The organism is Raoultibacter timonensis, from assembly GCF_022845715.1.
Classification (GTDB): Bacteria; Actinomycetota; Coriobacteriia; order Coriobacteriales; family Eggerthellaceae; genus Raoultibacter; species Raoultibacter timonensis.
This window is the reverse complement of the sequence record NZ_AP025564.1, coordinates 2322138-2337841: the sequence shown is the minus strand read 5'-3', so window position 1 is coordinate 2337841 and position 15704 is coordinate 2322138. Positions and strand designations below refer to the sequence as shown.

At 58.2% G+C, this 15704-nt stretch carries 11 protein-coding genes, 2 tRNA genes and 1 pseudogene; 10 read left to right on the top strand and 4 right to left on the bottom strand.

Translation table 11 applies throughout. The features are described from left to right. Positions 1-192 precede the first annotated feature (192 nt). The 3 genes from MWL89_RS09590 to MWL89_RS09580 all read left to right on the top strand — a co-directional run bounded on the left by MWL89_RS09590 (position 193) and on the right by MWL89_RS09580 (position 3937). A complete protein-coding gene (locus MWL89_RS09590) occupies positions 193-2514 on the top strand; it encodes a molybdopterin-containing oxidoreductase family protein (protein ID WP_102377893.1) in 2322 nt (773 codons plus the stop codon). A gap of 5 nt (positions 2515-2519) precedes the next feature. Beyond that, positions 2520-2843 (top strand): 4Fe-4S dicluster domain-containing protein, encoded by a 324-nt coding sequence (locus MWL89_RS09585; protein ID WP_102377894.1) that lies wholly within the window; start codon positions 2520-2522, stop codon positions 2841-2843. A 149-nt stretch (positions 2844-2992) separates the two neighbouring features. Further along, positions 2993-3937, top strand: a complete 945-nt coding sequence (locus tag MWL89_RS09580) for a LysR family transcriptional regulator (RefSeq protein ID WP_180995011.1) — start codon at positions 2993-2995, stop codon at positions 3935-3937. A 28-nt stretch (positions 3938-3965) separates the two neighbouring features. Here MWL89_RS09580 and MWL89_RS09575 read toward each other — a convergent pair whose 3' ends face one another. Beyond that, the gene (locus MWL89_RS09575; RefSeq protein ID WP_102377896.1) at positions 3966-4391 is read right to left on the bottom strand and encodes a GNAT family N-acetyltransferase; all 426 of its coding nucleotides are present in this window, start codon (positions 4389-4391) and stop codon (positions 3966-3968) included. Positions 4392-4670: 279 nt separating this feature from the next. On the opposite strand from MWL89_RS09575, the gene argS reads away from it, so the two are divergent. After that, positions 4671-6398, top strand: a complete 1728-nt coding sequence (argS, locus tag MWL89_RS09570; RefSeq protein WP_244385856.1) for an arginine--tRNA ligase — start codon at positions 4671-4673, stop codon at positions 6396-6398. Positions 6399-6579: 181 nt separating this feature from the next. Here the strand turns inward: argS and MWL89_RS09565 are convergent, their stop codons facing one another. Then, positions 6580-8631: a cation:proton antiporter gene (locus MWL89_RS09565; protein ID WP_244385855.1), complete on the bottom strand. Its 2052-nt coding sequence runs from the start codon at positions 8629-8631 to the stop codon at positions 6580-6582. 334 nt (positions 8632-8965) lie between these two features. Between MWL89_RS09565 and MWL89_RS09560 the strand changes: the two genes are divergently transcribed. Continuing rightward, positions 8966-9877, top strand: coding sequence for a diacylglycerol/lipid kinase family protein (locus MWL89_RS09560; RefSeq protein WP_244385854.1), 912 nt, complete (start codon positions 8966-8968; stop codon positions 9875-9877). A gap of 3 nt (positions 9878-9880) precedes the next feature. Here MWL89_RS09560 and MWL89_RS09555 read toward each other — a convergent pair whose 3' ends face one another. Then, positions 9881-10438, bottom strand: coding sequence for a DUF1836 domain-containing protein (locus MWL89_RS09555; protein ID WP_102377901.1), 558 nt, complete (start codon positions 10436-10438; stop codon positions 9881-9883). Between the two features lie 153 nt (positions 10439-10591). On the opposite strand from MWL89_RS09555, the gene MWL89_RS09550 reads away from it, so the two are divergent. Continuing rightward, complete coding sequence (locus tag MWL89_RS09550) at positions 10592-11452, top strand: DegV family protein (protein WP_244385853.1); 861 nt, start codon at positions 10592-10594, stop codon at positions 11450-11452. A gap of 111 nt (positions 11453-11563) precedes the next feature. Here MWL89_RS09550 and MWL89_RS09545 read toward each other — a convergent pair. Then, positions 11564-11812, bottom strand: a pseudogene (locus MWL89_RS09545) (biosynthetic peptidoglycan transglycosylase); the annotation flags it as partial. 480 nt (positions 11813-12292) lie between these two features. Here MWL89_RS09545 and MWL89_RS09540 point away from each other — a divergent pair. From MWL89_RS09540 to MWL89_RS09525, 4 genes are all read left to right on the top strand, one after another. After that, positions 12293-12369: transfer RNA gene (locus tag MWL89_RS09540), tRNA-His, on the top strand. Positions 12370-12453: 84 nt separating this feature from the next. Further along, positions 12454-12529 (top strand) — tRNA-Lys (locus tag MWL89_RS09535). A 206-nt stretch (positions 12530-12735) separates the two neighbouring features. Then, positions 12736-13656: a LysR family transcriptional regulator gene (locus MWL89_RS09530; RefSeq protein WP_244385852.1), complete on the top strand. Its 921-nt coding sequence runs from the start codon at positions 12736-12738 to the stop codon at positions 13654-13656. 170 nt (positions 13657-13826) lie between these two features. Then, the gene (locus tag MWL89_RS09525; RefSeq protein WP_244385851.1) at positions 13827-15638 is read left to right on the top strand and encodes an FAD-dependent oxidoreductase; all 1812 of its coding nucleotides are present in this window, start codon (positions 13827-13829) and stop codon (positions 15636-15638) included. Positions 15639-15704 lie beyond the last annotated feature (66 nt).

The following is a 15704-nucleotide window of genomic DNA, read 5'->3' as shown; positions in this document are numbered from 1 at the left end:
GAGGGAGCCGGCGCTTCCGATCCGAAAGACGTTGGACGGGCTTGACGGGAGCCGACGGCCTCTCGTGCGCATCCTTCGCCACGTGTGATCGGTTTTGTCGATGACCCATCTGTTTTTCGAAAAACTACCCGCTGCGAGAGCCACGTATAATCGAGGTAACGTTGGTCGATACGTATCACGTGAGGAGTTGTTATGGATGAAGAACGAGTAGGCCACGAACAGCTCGACGCCAGGGCGCAAGGGGAGAAACCGGCGCCGGTCGCGAAGAGGGAAACCCAAGACGACCCGAGTGGGCGCGCATGGACATGGCAGGAGGACGGCTATACCGTCGTTCGGTCCAACGCGAGGTCGGGCCCCGGTTGCCACGATAACTGCGGCGTCCTCATGTACGTCAAGGACGGGGTGCTCGAGAAGATCGAGGGCGATCCCGAGAACCCCTACAACCAGGGAAGGCTCTGTCCGCGGTGCCTTGCCTTCAAGGAGATGCTCTACCACGAAGACCGTCTGAAGTACCCCATGAAGCGCGCCAAGGAAGACCGCGGCAAGAACGCGTTTACACGCATCACGTGGGACGAGGCGTACGACATCATCGAGCGGGAGATGAAGGCCGTCATCGAAAAGTACGGCAACGAGGCAATCTGGGTTACCCAGGGCACCGGCCGCGACATCAACGGCTACGGGCCCCTTATGGCCCAGTACCTCGGTACGCCGAATTACGGCACGGGATTCCTTTCGGGTCAGGCGTGCTACGCGCCCCGTATTTTCTCGACGGCGCTCAAAGCCGGCGGTCTCTTCATCTGCGATTACTCGCAGTTCTTCCCCGACCGCTACGACGATCCTCGTTGGGAGGCGCCCGAATACGTTCTCATTTGGGGAAACAATCCCGTTGTCGCAAATTCCGACGGCACGCTCGGCCACTGGATCGTGGAGAGCATGAAGCGCGGCAGCAAGCTCATCGTTATGGATCCGATGCTCACCTGGGTTGCAGGAAAGGCCGACGTGTTCTTGCAGGTACGGCCGGGCACCGATGCCGCGCTCGCGCTCGCTCTCTGCAACCAGATCATCGCCGACGGTCTGCAGGATCAGGAATTCATCGACTATTGGTGCTATGGATACGACGAATTCGCCGAGCACGTGAAGGGCAATACGCCGGCATGGGCGGCCGAAATCTGCGGCGTCGACGAGGACCTTATCGTCGAGGCGGCTCGCAAGATCGGCAATGCGAAGTCGTGCTGCCTGCAGTGGGGCGTCGCCATGGACCATACGTCCGAAGGCTTCATCACCGGCATGGCGTGCTTCGACCTTATGGCGCTGACCGGCAACTTCGAAAAACCGGGTACGATGGTGGCGGCGAATCCCGTGTGGGATATGAGCGTCACCTGGATGCCGCGCGACAAGGTGTGGCGCGAATGCTCCGAGCCGGTCAAAGATCAGGGCCGTACCATGAACTTCGATTACCCCGCCCTCAAGGCGATGGCCGCCATCAGCCCCGACATGCTCCTGACCGCCATGGAGACGGGCGAGCCGTATCCCATCAAGGCCATGTTCATGATGCAGAACAACGCGATCGCCTGCATGGGCGCCGCCCCGCAGCGCATTCTGCCCGCGCTCCAGAAGATGGAGTTCAACGTGGTGGTCGACCTGTTTTTGACTCCGACCGCCCTCGCGTGCGCCGATGTGCTGCTGCCGGCTGCGTGCTTCGCGGAGCGCATCGGCATCACGGGTCATCAGCCCTACGCGCTCGGATCGATCGCGCAAGCCGTCGAGCCGCTCGGAGAATGCAAGTCCGACCAGCGCATCATCTATGAGACGGGTAGCCGGTTCACCACCGACGAGTACAAGCAGTGGGACGATGAGCAGGGATTCTACGACTATCTGCTGAGAAATACCGGCTATAGCTACGAGGAGCTGCGCGAGCGCACCTGGGCGTACCCCGAGTTCGAGTACCGTAAGAACGAGAAGGGCATGCTGCGCCCCGACGGCACGGTGGGCTTCGCTACCTCGACGGGTCGCTACAACTTCTACTGCCCCGAGATGCTGCACTTCGGCCTTTCGCCGCTTGCGACCTACGAGGAGCCGCCCGAGAGTCCGGTATCCCGCCCCGATCTGGCCGAAAAGTACCCGCTTGTGTTGACGACCGGTGCTCGGCCGTGGGGATTCTTCCATTCCGAGCATCGTCAGAGCCCCTCGATGCGCCGTTTGCATCCCAATCCCGAGATTCGCATTCATCCCGAGACGGCGTCGAAATACGGTATTGCGGAGGGGGACTGGGTTCACATCGAGAACAACTTCGGATCGTGCAAGCAGAAAGCGCATCTCACCACGCGCATTCGCAAGGATACGGTGTCGGCCGACCATGCCTGGTGGTTCCCGGAGCGGGGGCCTGAGGACGGAACGCTCTTCGGCGTGATGGAGTCCAACATCAACCGGCTCGTTCCGATGCGCCCCGGCAAAGTAGGGCTTGGGGCGTCGTACAAGTCGCAGCTGTGCAGCATCAGCAAAATCGAGGAGTGAGTGCTATGAACCAAGTGCTTGTAGTTGATTACGATTACTGCTCGGGTTGCCATACCTGCGAGATAGCCTGCCAGCAGGAGCATGGTTTTGCTCCCGACCAGTACGGCATTAAGCTGACCCAGGTGGGTCCCGATCAGATTACCGAGAGAAAATGGCAGTACGATTTCGTGCCGGTGCCGACCGACCGCTGCGACCGCTGCGCGAAGCGCCAGGACTCCGGCAAGGTGCCGAGCTGCGTGCAGCACTGCCAGGCGGGGTGCATCTACGTCGGCACGCTCGACGAGGTATCCGATAAGCTCGGCAAGGGCAAGGTCGTGCTATTCACCTGAGCCCTCGCATCTTCTGCCTTGCGGTTGCGCGGCGTAGCGGATAGCGCAGTACGCAGATGATTTTCTGGCGGGACGGGGACTTGGCTTCCCGTCCCGTTTTCATGGGGTACAATGGGCGTATTCGTAACTCTGAAATACATAGGAGGGCCATGCGAATCGATACGCTCTACGAATTCTTGCTGCTGACATCGAACTTGAACTTTACCGAAACCGCGAAGAGCTTCTTCGTTTCGCAGTCGGTTTTGAGCAATCATATTTCGGGGCTCGAAAAGGAGCTCGGCATCCGCCTATTCGTGCGCGATCGCCATTCCGTGCGGCTGACCGAAGCGGGGTCGCTGTTTTTGGAGGACGCCCAGAAGATCGTGGCCGATTACGAGCATGCCCTGAGCCGCATATTCCAATATCGCGACGGTGTTTCCTCGGTCATCAGGATCGGGTATCTGCTGGGTTCGTACGGGTCGTTTCTCCCCTTGGTATGCAAGCGCTACAGCGAGCAGCATCCCGAGGTGGGCTTCCATTTCAAGACCATGGAGATCGGCGACGTTCAGGCAAAGTTGAGCGAAAACCGCATCGATATCGGATTCACTCTGTTCACCAAGGATATCCAGGGCGGGAAGTACGCGTATCGATGCCTGTACGAAGATCGCTACAAGCTTGCTGTGCCCAAAACGCATCGCTTGGCCGAACGCGAGAGCGTGACCCTATCCGATCTCAAGGGCGAGATCGTTTTGTCCCCCCGGTTCAACCGCACCCGCTCAACGCTATCGCAGGTGAGCGTGAAGCTGCGAAACGCCGGCATCGAAGTGCGTACCGACGATCAGATCGTCGATTCCGGAGCGCTCATGGCCACCATCGTGGCAACGGGCTACGTTGCGATGTCGCTTGACCACCACAAGCTGTACGGAAGCGGCAACGTCGTGTTCGTTCCGGTCGACGACGACGGGATGGACCTATGCTGCGGGCCCATCTGGAAGAAGTCGAAAGAGAACGATACCATCCTCTCGTTCATAGATTTCCTCTTCAAGGAGACCGAAGGCTTCACGAAAGAGGACTTCTTATCCCGCGAGGGAGCCGAAGGCCTCCCGCTTTTATAGCAACCCGTTTTCGGACTTGCGCGACCGCCTACAGCGCCTTCTTCATCCAGATGTGCTCGACGTGCTCATCGAGTTCGACATCCCCGTAGGATTCGTATCCGTAGCTTTCGTAGAACGGGGTGATGTAGCATTGTGCGTGCAGGTGCATCTCGCGTGCGCCGGCAATGTGCGCGCGAGCCTCCGATTCCTCGAGCAGCAGGCCTCCGTAGCCTCTCTTGCGGTGCTCGGGCAGAACGGCGAGGCGTCCGAAGATGTAGCGGCCGGGGTTTTCGGCATCGGGGAAGGTGCGCGCACATCCGACAAGCTCATCGTCGACGTACATCGTCACGTGCAACGTGGAAGCCTCTTCGTCGAGGTCTTCGAATTCGTTTTTGAATCCCTGCTCGTCCATGAATACGGCGGTGCGGACGGCAAACGCGTCGCGTTTGCAGCCGAGTTCGAAACGGATGGTCATGGTGCGCCTTTCGCTCGTACGGTTTACCGGAATCCATGGTAGGGCAACGCGGCATCGCGCGCAAACGGCGGACGTCTTAGCCGCTCGGGCGGAATGGCGCACTGCGGTGACCGCGCTTGTTTGAGCCCCTGCACAAGTGCCCTGGCTCGGCTTTCAGCGCGCACATCGGAGGTGCATGCGTACTTTATATGACGAGATGAATATGGGACTTTCCTGATCGTAAAGATGGTAAAATTAACTACAACTGTACGGTATCAGATAACGATTGAAAGAAGCATCATGCAAATTCGCGAACAACTTGAACTCGTGGTGAACGATGCCCTGAAAGACGCTTTGGCGAAAGGGGCTCTTGAACTGGAAGAAGCGCCTTCGGCGGCTTTGGAGCGTCCGCGCGACGAATCCAACGGCGACTGGGCTTCTACGGTGGCTATGCGCTGCGCGAAGCAGGCTAAAAAGAACCCCCGAGAAATCGCTCAGATCATCGTCGACCATCTTCCCGAGAACGACATGATCGAATCGGTCGAGATCGCAGGTCCCGGCTTCATCAACATACGCCTTGCGCCTGCGACGTACCAAAGCGTGCTCTCCGATGTGCTTGTGCAGAAGGACAACTACGGCAAGGGCGAGATCCCGCAAGGCATGCGCTATGTGAACCTCGAATACGTATCCGCTAACCCGACCGGCCCGATGCATGTCGGCCACGGCCGCTGGGCCGCACTCGGCGATGCTACGGCTCGCGTCATGCGCCATGCGGGCTACGATGTATACGAGGAGTTCTACATCAACGACGCCGGCGTGCAGATGGATCTGTTCGGCAAATCGGTGGCATGCCGCTACCTGCAGCTTTTGGGGCAGGACATCCCGATGATCGAGAACGGCTATGGCGGAAGCTACATCAAGGACATCGCCCAGAGCATCATCGACCGCGACGGCGACAAGTGGGTCGAAGCGGACGAGGAAACGCGCACGGTCGAGTTCCGCGAGTTCGCCTACGACCAGATGCTCCAGCTCATGAAGGACACCCTCGAGGGCTTCGGCAACCACTTCGACTGCTGGTTCTCCGAGCGCAGCCTCTACGTCGAGGGTCCCGACGGCACGAGCCCGGTTTCCCGTTCCATCAAGGCGATGGACGAGAAAGGCTACGTATACGAGAAGGACGGTGCCACGTGGTTCAAGTCGACGGCGTTCGACGACGAGAAGGATCGTGTCATGATCAAGGAGAACGGCGAGTTCACCTACTTCATGAGCGATGTGGCCTACCATTACGACAAGCTTTCGCGCGGGTTCGACCACCTTATCAACATCTGGGGTGCCGATCATCACGGCTACGTGAAGCGCTGCGAGGCCATGCTTGCAGCATGGGGCCGTCCGGGTGCGCTTGAGGTCATGCTCGGCCAGCTCGTGAACCTCTATCGTGACGGCGAGGCCGTCCGCATGTCGAAGCGTACCGGCGAGATGATCACGTTCGCCGAGCTCATCGACGAGGTCGGCGTTGACGCGACGCGCTATCTCATGCTGTCGCGCTCGCAGGACCAGCCGATCGACTTCGACATCGAGGTGGCCAAGAAGAAGGACTCGTCCAACCCTGTCTACTACGTGCAGTACGCCCATGCGCGCATCTGCTCGATCCTGCGCAAGGCGGCGCCTGCTGGAGACGCCGAGGCTGTTGTGGCGGGTACGAAGTCCATGGACGAACTGATCGGCAAGCTGTTCGCCGAGAAGGCCGATCTGACGCTTCTGACCCACGAGTCGGAACTTGCGCTCATGCGCAAGATGTCGGAGTTCGGCGAGCTCGTCGCCGACGCCGCACGCGATCGCGCCGCATTCCGCCTGACGCACTACGCACAGGATCTGGCGGCCTTGTTCCACCAGTTCTATACGAACTGCCATGTGCTCGGCGAGGACAAGGAGCTCGAGAAGGCGCGCCTTTCCCTTGTTAACGGTGCCCGTATCGTGCTTGCCAAGTCGCTCGATTTGCTGGGAGTTTCCGCGCCGGAGCAGATGTAGCAAGCCGCCTTCGCCGATGCGGGCGATCCGCCCTGCAGTAAAAAACCGAGAAAGGACCCGAGAGGGTCCTTTCTTTATGCTCGGCCGCGCCTCAAACGGCCAACCGTTGCGAACCGAAAACCCATGCGGCGTTGACGCGAGGCCGTGCTGCAAGCCGAGACGCGAAACCGTGGGCCGCTGATTAAATGCGTTCCTCCAGGTCGATCTGCATCAGGTAGACGTTCTCGCGAAGCCGTTTCGCAGCGGCACGACTCAACCGGTCTGCGTCGTACATTGCCTGGATCTGCTCGAGTTCGAGCTTCAGACCCGTCTGCTCGACGACGGCGGCATCGGACATGCGTTTTGCGATGGAGGTGACGCTCGGCCTGGAAGCGCGCAGTGCGGCAAGCGTACGCTGGTACTCGAGAATGAGTTCGCTCACGTCCTCGGTGGGGGCGTCGGGGCTCGTCATCTCCTCGCGCAGCTTGGCAACCGCGTTGTTTCCGGTGGCAATCTGGAGGCTCCTCAGCTCCTCGGCGTTCTGCGAGGTGGTTTTGCCGGGCAGGGCATGGGTGATGCGCTGCCAGATCGCCTTGAAGAACAGACTGAACCGGCGAAGCGTATTGCGGCGAACCCATCGGTATTCGTGCTGGTGTTTGATGAGGTTTTGAACATGGGCGAGGTGGTTGAGATGCTGGTAGCCGATGACGGGATCGATCTCGCCCTTATCGATGAGCTCGAGCGTGTAATCCTGCTCCCAGCGCAGCGCCTTGATGCGCAGCTCCTTGTTGGGTTCCACTTCGATGTCGTTCGTGTCTTTCAGACGGTTGATGCGATCGTTGTAGGATCGGATGATCTTTTGGGTGGCGCGCCTGTTCTCGGGCGTCTGTTTGGCCGTGAGCTCCTCGATGACCGCGCGGTAGATGTCGATGACGGCTTCCGATTCGTCTTCGTTGAGCACCGCCGTGCCTTTGTCCTTATCGGCTTTCGGCGCGATGAGCGGCACGATGAACGTGGCGATGAGCAGTGTGCAGATGATGACGCCCGAAGCGATGAATATGATCGAGCTTCGCTGGGGGAAGGCATTTCCGAGATCGCCGATCTGCGCAGGGATCGTCATGACGAGCGAGAGCGTGATGGCGCCGCGTGCACCTGAAAGCGTCATGACGAGCATGTCTCTCATATTGAGCTTGCCAAGCGTTTGCCGAGCGGGCCTCCTTCGCGCTTCGAACACGTTCATGGCGACGAGCCAGACGAAGCGGAGTACGTGGAGCGCTAACGTGATGAGCAGGATGTATCCCAAGAAATCCCAATTGGAGATCAACTCGTTGTCCCATCCGCCCCGCATCTGACCCGGAAGCTGTGCTCCGAGCAGTACGAACACGACGCCGTTCAGGGCAAACGAGAGCACCTTCCAGACGCTGTTCGAGACGATGTTAAGGCGGGAGACCTGCGGGTCCATCGTACGCGGGGGTATGATGCCGATGAGACCCGCCGCCACAACGGCGAGGATGCCGCTTGTGCCGAGCCCGTTCGCGACGAGGTAGACGATGAACGGGGTGAACACCTCGAAGAGCACGTGAAACGTCGTGTTCTCAAGGCCGAGGGAGCGCACCCTGCGGATAATGAAGTTCGCGAGGTATCCTAAGACGATGCCGATGAGAATGCCGCCGAAGAAGCTGAACACGAAGCTCACCGATGCGTCGAGAAACGAGAACGTGGCGGTTCCGGCCACCACGGCGGCTAGGGCGAACTGGAACGAGACGATGCCCGAGGCGTCGTTGACGAGCGACTCGGCTTCGAGCACGTTCTTCTGCTGCTTCTTGATGTTGATGTCTTTGGAAAGGGAGGCGACGGCGACCGCATCGGTTGGGCCGAGTGCGGCTCCGAGCGCGATCGCGGCCATAAGCGAAATGGAGGGGGGGAGCCAATTGATGAAGAATCCGGAGGCGATCGCCGCGACGATGACGAGCCCGACGGCAAGCGAGATGACGGGTCGTTTGTTTTTCCACAGCGATGCCTTGTCGATTCGCTTCGACTCGTCGTAGATGAGCGGAACGATGAAGATCACGATGAACAGATTCGGATCGATATCGATCTTGATGGTCGATTCGGCTGATTCTGAAACGAGTGCGATGATGACGCCGAGGCCGATTTGGATGAGGGGCGAGGAAACCTTGGGGACAACCTGGTCGATAACGGAAGACAGAAGGACGGCGGCGAGAACCAGTAATCCAATCTGCAATGCTTCCACGTGTCATGGCTCCCATCGTTGTCTGTTTTGCCTGTGCCGCGCTCGTCTATGCCGTCATGCGTCGAGCATGCTGCGGCACAGCGTTTTTCTGCAAAGGGAATGAACTGCTACCGTATGGTATTTTACCGTACGGGCGGGCTGATCATCGACGGGACAGAAAAGAATCGCATAACGTATTTCGCGTTGTTGCCGTACCGCGATGTCCGATTGCCCCGTTTGGCGAAGTGCGACCGTACCGATACGGCGGGAAACCTTTATACTGATAACGTTTCTGTTTTCCGTCTGGCGTTTCGATGCGGCCGCGCATGCGAGCATCGGCGATAGGAGGATCCCCATGACGCACCTGGGCAAGACGCTGCTCGTCGCCAATCCCGTTGCCCAGAACGGCAACGGTGCCGCGGCTGCCCAACGAGCGGGAGATGAACTGCGCCGACTCCTTCCCGAGGGGTGCTTCGATCTCGTGATGACCGAGTATCCGCTCCACGGAAAGCGGATCGCCGGGCAGGCGACCGGATACGATAGCGTTGTTGCGCTCGGCGGCGACGGTTTGATCCACGAGGTGGCAAACGGGCTCATGTCCATCGACGAGGGCGCGCGCCCGGCGCTCGGCGTTCTGCCCATGGGGTCGGGCAACGATTATGCGCGAACGCTCGGTTTATCGTTCGACCTCGAAAAATCGTTGGCGCAGCTCGCTTCTGCCAGCCCTCGTCCTTTCGATCTCGGGCTATGCAACGGCGAGTTCTTCGTTGAAACCCTTTCGTTCGGCCTCGATGCGGCCATAGCGCTCGATACGGTCGAGCGGAGGAAGCGCACGGGCAAGACGGGCACGCAGCTGTTCTTGGCGAGCGGCATCGATATGCTGCTCCACCAGCTGAAAGAGCATCGATTTACCGCGATCATCGATGGGGGCGAGCCCTTCTGCGGCGCGATGTTGATGTTCGCGGTGCAGATCGGCCCGACGTACGGAGGCGGTTTCAGGATATGCCCCGATGCGCGAACCGATGACGGACTGCTCGACCTTTGCATCGCGCATCCGCCGCTGGGCATTCCGAAGGCCGTGTTCATGTTCCTGCTTGCCAAAAACGCTCATCATACGGGATTCAAGCAGCTTGAGTTCAGGCGGGCCGCAACGCTTTCGCTTCGTTTCGACGGGCAGCCCCCAGCCCAAATCGATGGCGAACCCGTTCCCGCGGAGAAGTACGATATCGCGGTCGCACGCAAAGCGCTGTGCGTGCTTGCTCCTTGAGAATCAGGGGTTCGACGTGTTCGACTCCTCGGCGAGATCCATGGCCAACAGGCTCGCCTTGATGTAGAGCGTGTATGCGACGGCGGCTGTCGAGGCCTTGACGAGATCCCTTTCGAAATCGCCCGCGCCCGACGACCCCATAAGGCCGCAAGGCTGGCTTCCCTTGCCGCCGAACAGTGCGCGGACGGCGTCTTCGAAGGCGTCGCAGTAGTAGTCGTAGGCCACGGCGGTTTCAAAGCTCGCGATTTGCGAAGCGATGAGCTGCTCTATTTCGGCAATGGAGAACGTTTGCTTGAGCGTGCAGATGACGATCAGGTAGGCGATGTGGTCGCGCGTGTACTTCTTCGATCGGGCGGCGGCGAGTATTCCCTGCTTGACATAGTTGTTCACCATCGATGACGTGATGATCTTCTCGTTCCTGGCGTAGAGAGGGCCGAGCATTTCCTCAATGTACCCCAGCAGCTGATCCATGTACAGTTCGATGCGGGGGATTTCGCCGTAGCGGGGAAGGGCGAAACGCTCGAGGCGAGCGGCGTATTGCGTCTGTGCTACCGATACCATAGGGTTCTTTCCTTTTCTTTCGTGCAAGCGAAGAGCATACCAACCAAATCGTCATCAGTCAATTATGAGAATCGCTTGACATCAAGTTATTCAATCCGTAATCTAGTTTTTAATACTAGATAGTGTAATAACAAAAATCATTTAGGTAGGGTCATGAAAAACACCGAGATAGCTTTGATAGTCGATTCGTGCACCGATGTCCCCCAGGAGCTTATCGAATCGTACGGCATGTACGTGGTTCCCCTGACGGTCAACTACAGCGACGGGAGCTACCTCGACAAGGTCACCATCACGCCTCAGCAGGTTTACGATCGCTTTGCCGAAGAAATACCGACTACCTCGACTCCCACCCCCGCGTCCGCGAGGGAGGTTTTCGAGCGCGTTACTGCGGACGGGTATCGAAAAGCGGTGGTCGTAACCATTTCGAGCGGCCTTTCGGCGACGTACGAGCTGCTGTGCTCGACTGCGTTGGAATACCTCGAGCTCGAGACTGTCATCGTCGACACCAAGAACATCGGCATGGGGGCCGGACTTTCCGCCATCCGTGCCGCTCAGCTGATCGAGAAGGGCGTTCCGTTCAACGAGATGGCGGCTCGCATGGCAACGGTGGTCGAGAACACCAAAGTGTACTTCTGCGTCGATACCCTCGAGTACCTCCATAAGGGCGGCCGCATCGGGCTTGTCACCTTCGCCGTTGGCAGCCTCTTGGACATGCGACCCGTCATCAGCTGCAACGAGGAAGGCGTGTACTATACCGTCTCGAAAGCGCGAGGACGCAAGCAGTCGATCAAAAAGGCGCTTTCCGTCGCCGAGAAGTTCGCCTCCGGATTTTCCGAATGCGCGATCGCCGTCGTCAACGGAGATGCGGCCGAAGAGGCGCGGGAGGTTCTCGCCGAGATGAAAACGAAGGTGCAGAACCACCGCGCCGTCTACGATGGGCAGATCAGCCCCGTGCTCGTCGTGCATACCGGTCCTGGTCTTATCGGGATCGGTGTGCAGGGGATCGTCGGTTAGCTGCACGCTCAGGCGGCGCATGCGGCAAGCTCGCTCGCTTCCGAATCGGTTATCGCGCCGTGTTTCAGCATGGCGCCGACGACTTGCTGCTGGCGCTGGCGCGCGAGCCACCTTGCGTTCCATGTCTTGCTCTTGCGTGAAAAACTGGTTTTTGGCGAGCTGTTGGGTTATCGTGCTTCCTCCCTCTACGATGTCTCCTGCTTTGACGTTGTGGGCGAGGGCTCGCGTTGCGGCGATGAGGTCGACGCCGGGATGCCGGTAAAAACGGTGGTCTTCGACCGCCACAACGGCGTCGAGGTAGCATTCCGGCAACTCTTCAAGCGGCGTATAGCCCGGGGCTTCGCGTATGGACGATGCCATCTCGCTGAGGCTCGTTCGATCGAGCGCCTCGCGGAACATGTTGAACCCTCGCGATCCGAAATAGAGCACGATGCAGACGACGAGGATTCCCAGCACGACGAGCATGCTCTTGCATGCCTGAAGAATCCAACTCGAATCGTTTCGCGAAGCCATGGGTCTCCTTGCTCTGGAAGCTGCCTGATTTGACGATCGCGGGTTCCGTAAACGGGTGCGGGCATGCTACGATCGCGTTTTATGCTCCTCTAGGTATACCAAGGCCACCTTGCGACATCCTTACGAAGACATATCGGCTTGATGACAGAAGCTCCGGGATCGTTGTCGGATGGGGTTGCGGTATTCGGCGACGAGAAGCCGCCAGGGCAGGCGACCGGTTTGCTCTTGCTCGCAGCAGGCCAGGCGTAAAAAACCTAATTTTATCGGTATGGAAATTCGGTCTTGCGCAGCCGATGCAAAACCCCTATACTAATCGCTTGCGCCTTGGTGGCTATAGTTCAGTTGGCTAGAACGCCAGATTGTGGCTCTGGAGGTCGTCGGTTCGAGTCCGATTAGCCACCCCAGCGCATTTTTTGAAAACTGCTTGCACGTTTCCCGAGCTTGCATTACAATAGCTCGGCGCGATTGTGCAGTTGAAAGCGCACTATGGACCGTTAGCTTAGTTGGTAGAGCAGGGGACTCTTAATCCCAAGGTCGAAGGTTCGAATCCTTCACGGTCCACCATCGAATTTATGAGCCGGGGCATGCGCCTTGGCTTTTTTTGTTCGCCCTCGCCTTTGTGTCGTGGCATTTTGAGCCGATGTCGCTCGTTAAAGTATGAGATACTTAAAACGCTTCGTACCCGACCTTGTCGGCGAAGCTTCGGGGTCTGCGGCTGTGGGGATGACGGTCGCGCTTTCTTTTGAACGGGTAAGCAGGGAGTCGTTTCTATGGAGATGGATTATCTGAAAGAGTTCATCGTGTTTTCCAAGACGATGAGTTATTCGAAAGCCGCTTCCGATCTGTTCATGTCGCAGCCCACGTTGAGGGCGCACATGAAGGCCATCGAAGAGGAGATCGGTTCTCCCTTGACGTATAGGAGGCAGGAGAGAACCGACCTGTCCCCGGTAGGCAAGCTTCTTCTTAAAAAAGCCGAGGAGATCGTCGCCTACACCGAAGATGCGCTTGCCGAGTGCCGAGAATACGCCAAGAGCGTTTCGTCTCTCTTGGTAAGCGATCTCGGATATCCGCCGTTTGTCGAGGCTCTGACCGAAACGAAGCATGCTTACTTGAAGGCATATCCGGGAAAGTACATTGAGCTTAGGTTGTCTTCCGGAATGGGTTCGAACCTTGAGTCGGTGGAGAGCGGGAAGGTGGATCTGGCCTTGTTTTCGTATATCAGAGAGGATCCCGATCGCTGCGTCGTTGAGCTTCCCGGTCTTCCGTCGCATGTACGTGCGGTGTACTACGGTGCGGCGGAGATGTTTTTCTGGGCGTCGAAGGAGAATCCGATCTTCGATAAAGACGGCATCAAAGCTGCTGATTTGTCTGGGCAAACGCTTGTGGTGGGGCATTCGGAAAACATGGCTCGAGCGGGGAGGCTCGTATCTTGCGCTTTCGAAGCGAAAGGCGTATCGATCGGTGTAAGCGAGTGTCCGTTTTCGAGCTATTCCGAGTACCGTATATCGGGGACGGGCGAGACGTTTGGAATTACCCATCGAGAGCCCATGGCGAGCAATCGGGGTTTGAGAATCTTTCGGGTCGAAGATATGCCTGCATGGAGCGACTTGTTCGTTCTCGTGAACAACCAAACGGTGACTCAGTTCGGTATGGATTTTCTCAATCTCCTGCAATCGCGAGAATCCGATTGATTTTGGCGATCACGGGAGAAAATCTGTTTTAGCCTGAGGAAAACTGTTTTTCATACGGGGAGGATAATCGAAATACCGTGCTCCTTGTCCCTTTTCTCACGGGCCTCATGCCGCCCGTACAATTTGAGACGGCCTTTTGACGGGCCCATCGAAAGAGGAAGGGGAATAACATGAAGAAAGAGGACCATGGCGGCGCGTTCGTATTGAATCGTCGAAGCTTTCTCAAAGGAGCTGCCTCGCTGGGCGTTGCGGCTGCTGCGGGATCTGCGCTTGCGGGGTGCGCTGCTCCTAAAGAAACATCCAGGGAAGCCGGTTCGGGTGGGGACGACGCGGCCAGGGCATTTGCTGCCGAGGCTGAACCGATTGAGCCAGTCGATCCGCCTGATACGTGGGACCATGAGGTCGACGTCGTAGTGGTTGGTTCGGGTGGCGGCGGAATGGCGTCATCGATCAGGCTTGCCCTCGAGGGCTACACCGTTGCCTTGCTTGAAAAGGACACGACGACGGGTGGAGCGTCTCGCTATTCAGGGCATTTCGTTAATTTCGGCGGTCATAAGATGGCGAACGAGGCTGGATGGGCGTATCCGGCATATCCCTACGATCCGGATGCGATCGTTGAATACTTGAACGATCTCTGGCAGCAAAGCGCCGATACGGAGCTGCTCCGCGCTCAGGCGGTCGAGGGACCGAAATGCATCGATTGGATGGCCGACGAGCTCGGAGTTCCGTGGGCGCCGGCCGACAGCAGTCCGAGTGGGATGCGAAGCCTTCATTGGGATGGTCAGATCACGAAAACGAATGCGATTAAAATCAACGACCACACCTTCACGTATCTCACGGATTTTGCATCTGAAAAAGGGGTTGATATTCGTTTGGGGAACGAAGCGAAGGCTCTTGTGGTTGAAGAAGGCAGAGTTGTGGGAGTAAAGGTTGCCGTCGACGGAGCAGAGGAGTACATCCACGCTCCCAAGGGCGTCGTCCTTACGGCGGGAGGCTTTGAGATGAATCGTCCTATGCTCAAAAAGTACCTGCCTTCGAGCTACGATGGCTTTGCTAACGTACCCTGCCCCCCGTGCAATACGGGCGAATGCATACGCATGGGCATCGGCGTCGGCGCCGATATGGCGGGATACGATTCCTCGCATTGCTATGACGGGGGAGTGTGGTGGAAGGATTACGACGAGTACGAAACGCGGATGACCGCTCATGTCAACAAAGACGGTAACCAGGCATTGCGCCAACCGTGGTTGCTTATCAACGAGACCGGTGCACGCGTTCCCTATCTCGGCACTACCTATGTGCCGTATCCCTACGCCCCGTCGGGGTCACCCTACGTGTTCGGGCTCACCGATCAGGCGGTGGTCGAGCTGTCGCAGCCTGGACGGAAGACGTACGTGTGCTTCGACTCGCAATACGAGGAACTGGTTACGGCAAACTATTTTAAGCAGGGGGTTTGCCGTGTCGGAAAAATCATTCCCGAAGACGATCCGTTTGTCGACAGAGTGCCCGAATGGCAAAGGGATTGGCGTACCGCATTCCAGATCATGATCGACGAAGGCGTGGTTAAGAAATGCGATACCATCGAAGAGCTCGAAGAGGCTCTCGGGCTGGGAAGCGGACTGCTTGTCGAAGCCGTACGAGAATGGAACGAGGCATGCGAAGCAGGCGAGGATTCGATGCCGACCTTTAAGTACGATCCCGAATGGCTCATCCCCATTTCGAAGCCTCCCTATTACGGGTCGAAGCTTGGGGGGAACATATTCACAACGAAGTGCGGATTGCGAATCAACCCGAAGATGCAGGTGATCAATACCGAGGGATCCGTTATCCCGGGATTGTACGCTGGTTGGCATACGGCGGGCGGCGCGAATGGCGAATCGAACATAGCGGGCAAGCCGTTCGGCGGCATGTACGGCGATGTGTGCCAGTCGTTTGTCGGCGGCTATATGGCGGCAGGTGCGATCATCGAAGCCGGTAAATAGAGGTTCGCGGAGTATGCAGCGGCTGCCGCTTTCGCGCGGCAGCCGCTGATCTTTAGCTCGGATCGG

Coding starts and splice junctions, on each gene's coding strand:
- MWL89_RS09590 (WP_102377893.1), top strand. CDS start 193: ATGGATGAAGAACGAGTAGGCCACGAACAGCTCGACGCCAGGGCGCAA.
- MWL89_RS09585 (WP_102377894.1), top strand. CDS start 2,520: ATGAACCAAGTGCTTGTAGTTGATTACGATTACTGCTCGGGTTGCCAT.
- MWL89_RS09580 (WP_180995011.1), top strand. CDS start 2,993: ATGCGAATCGATACGCTCTACGAATTCTTGCTGCTGACATCGAACTTG.
- MWL89_RS09575 (WP_102377896.1), bottom strand. CDS start 4,391: ATGACCATCCGTTTCGAACTCGGCTGCAAACGCGACGCGTTTGCCGTC.
- argS (WP_244385856.1), top strand. CDS start 4,671: ATGCAAATTCGCGAACAACTTGAACTCGTGGTGAACGATGCCCTGAAA.
- MWL89_RS09560 (WP_244385854.1), top strand. CDS start 8,966: ATGACGCACCTGGGCAAGACGCTGCTCGTCGCCAATCCCGTTGCCCAG.
- MWL89_RS09555 (WP_102377901.1), bottom strand. CDS start 10,438: ATGGTATCGGTAGCACAGACGCAATACGCCGCTCGCCTCGAGCGTTTC.
- MWL89_RS09550 (WP_244385853.1), top strand. CDS start 10,592: ATGAAAAACACCGAGATAGCTTTGATAGTCGATTCGTGCACCGATGTC.
- MWL89_RS09530 (WP_244385852.1), top strand. CDS start 12,736: ATGGAGATGGATTATCTGAAAGAGTTCATCGTGTTTTCCAAGACGATG.
- MWL89_RS09525 (WP_244385851.1), top strand. CDS start 13,827: ATGAAGAAAGAGGACCATGGCGGCGCGTTCGTATTGAATCGTCGAAGC.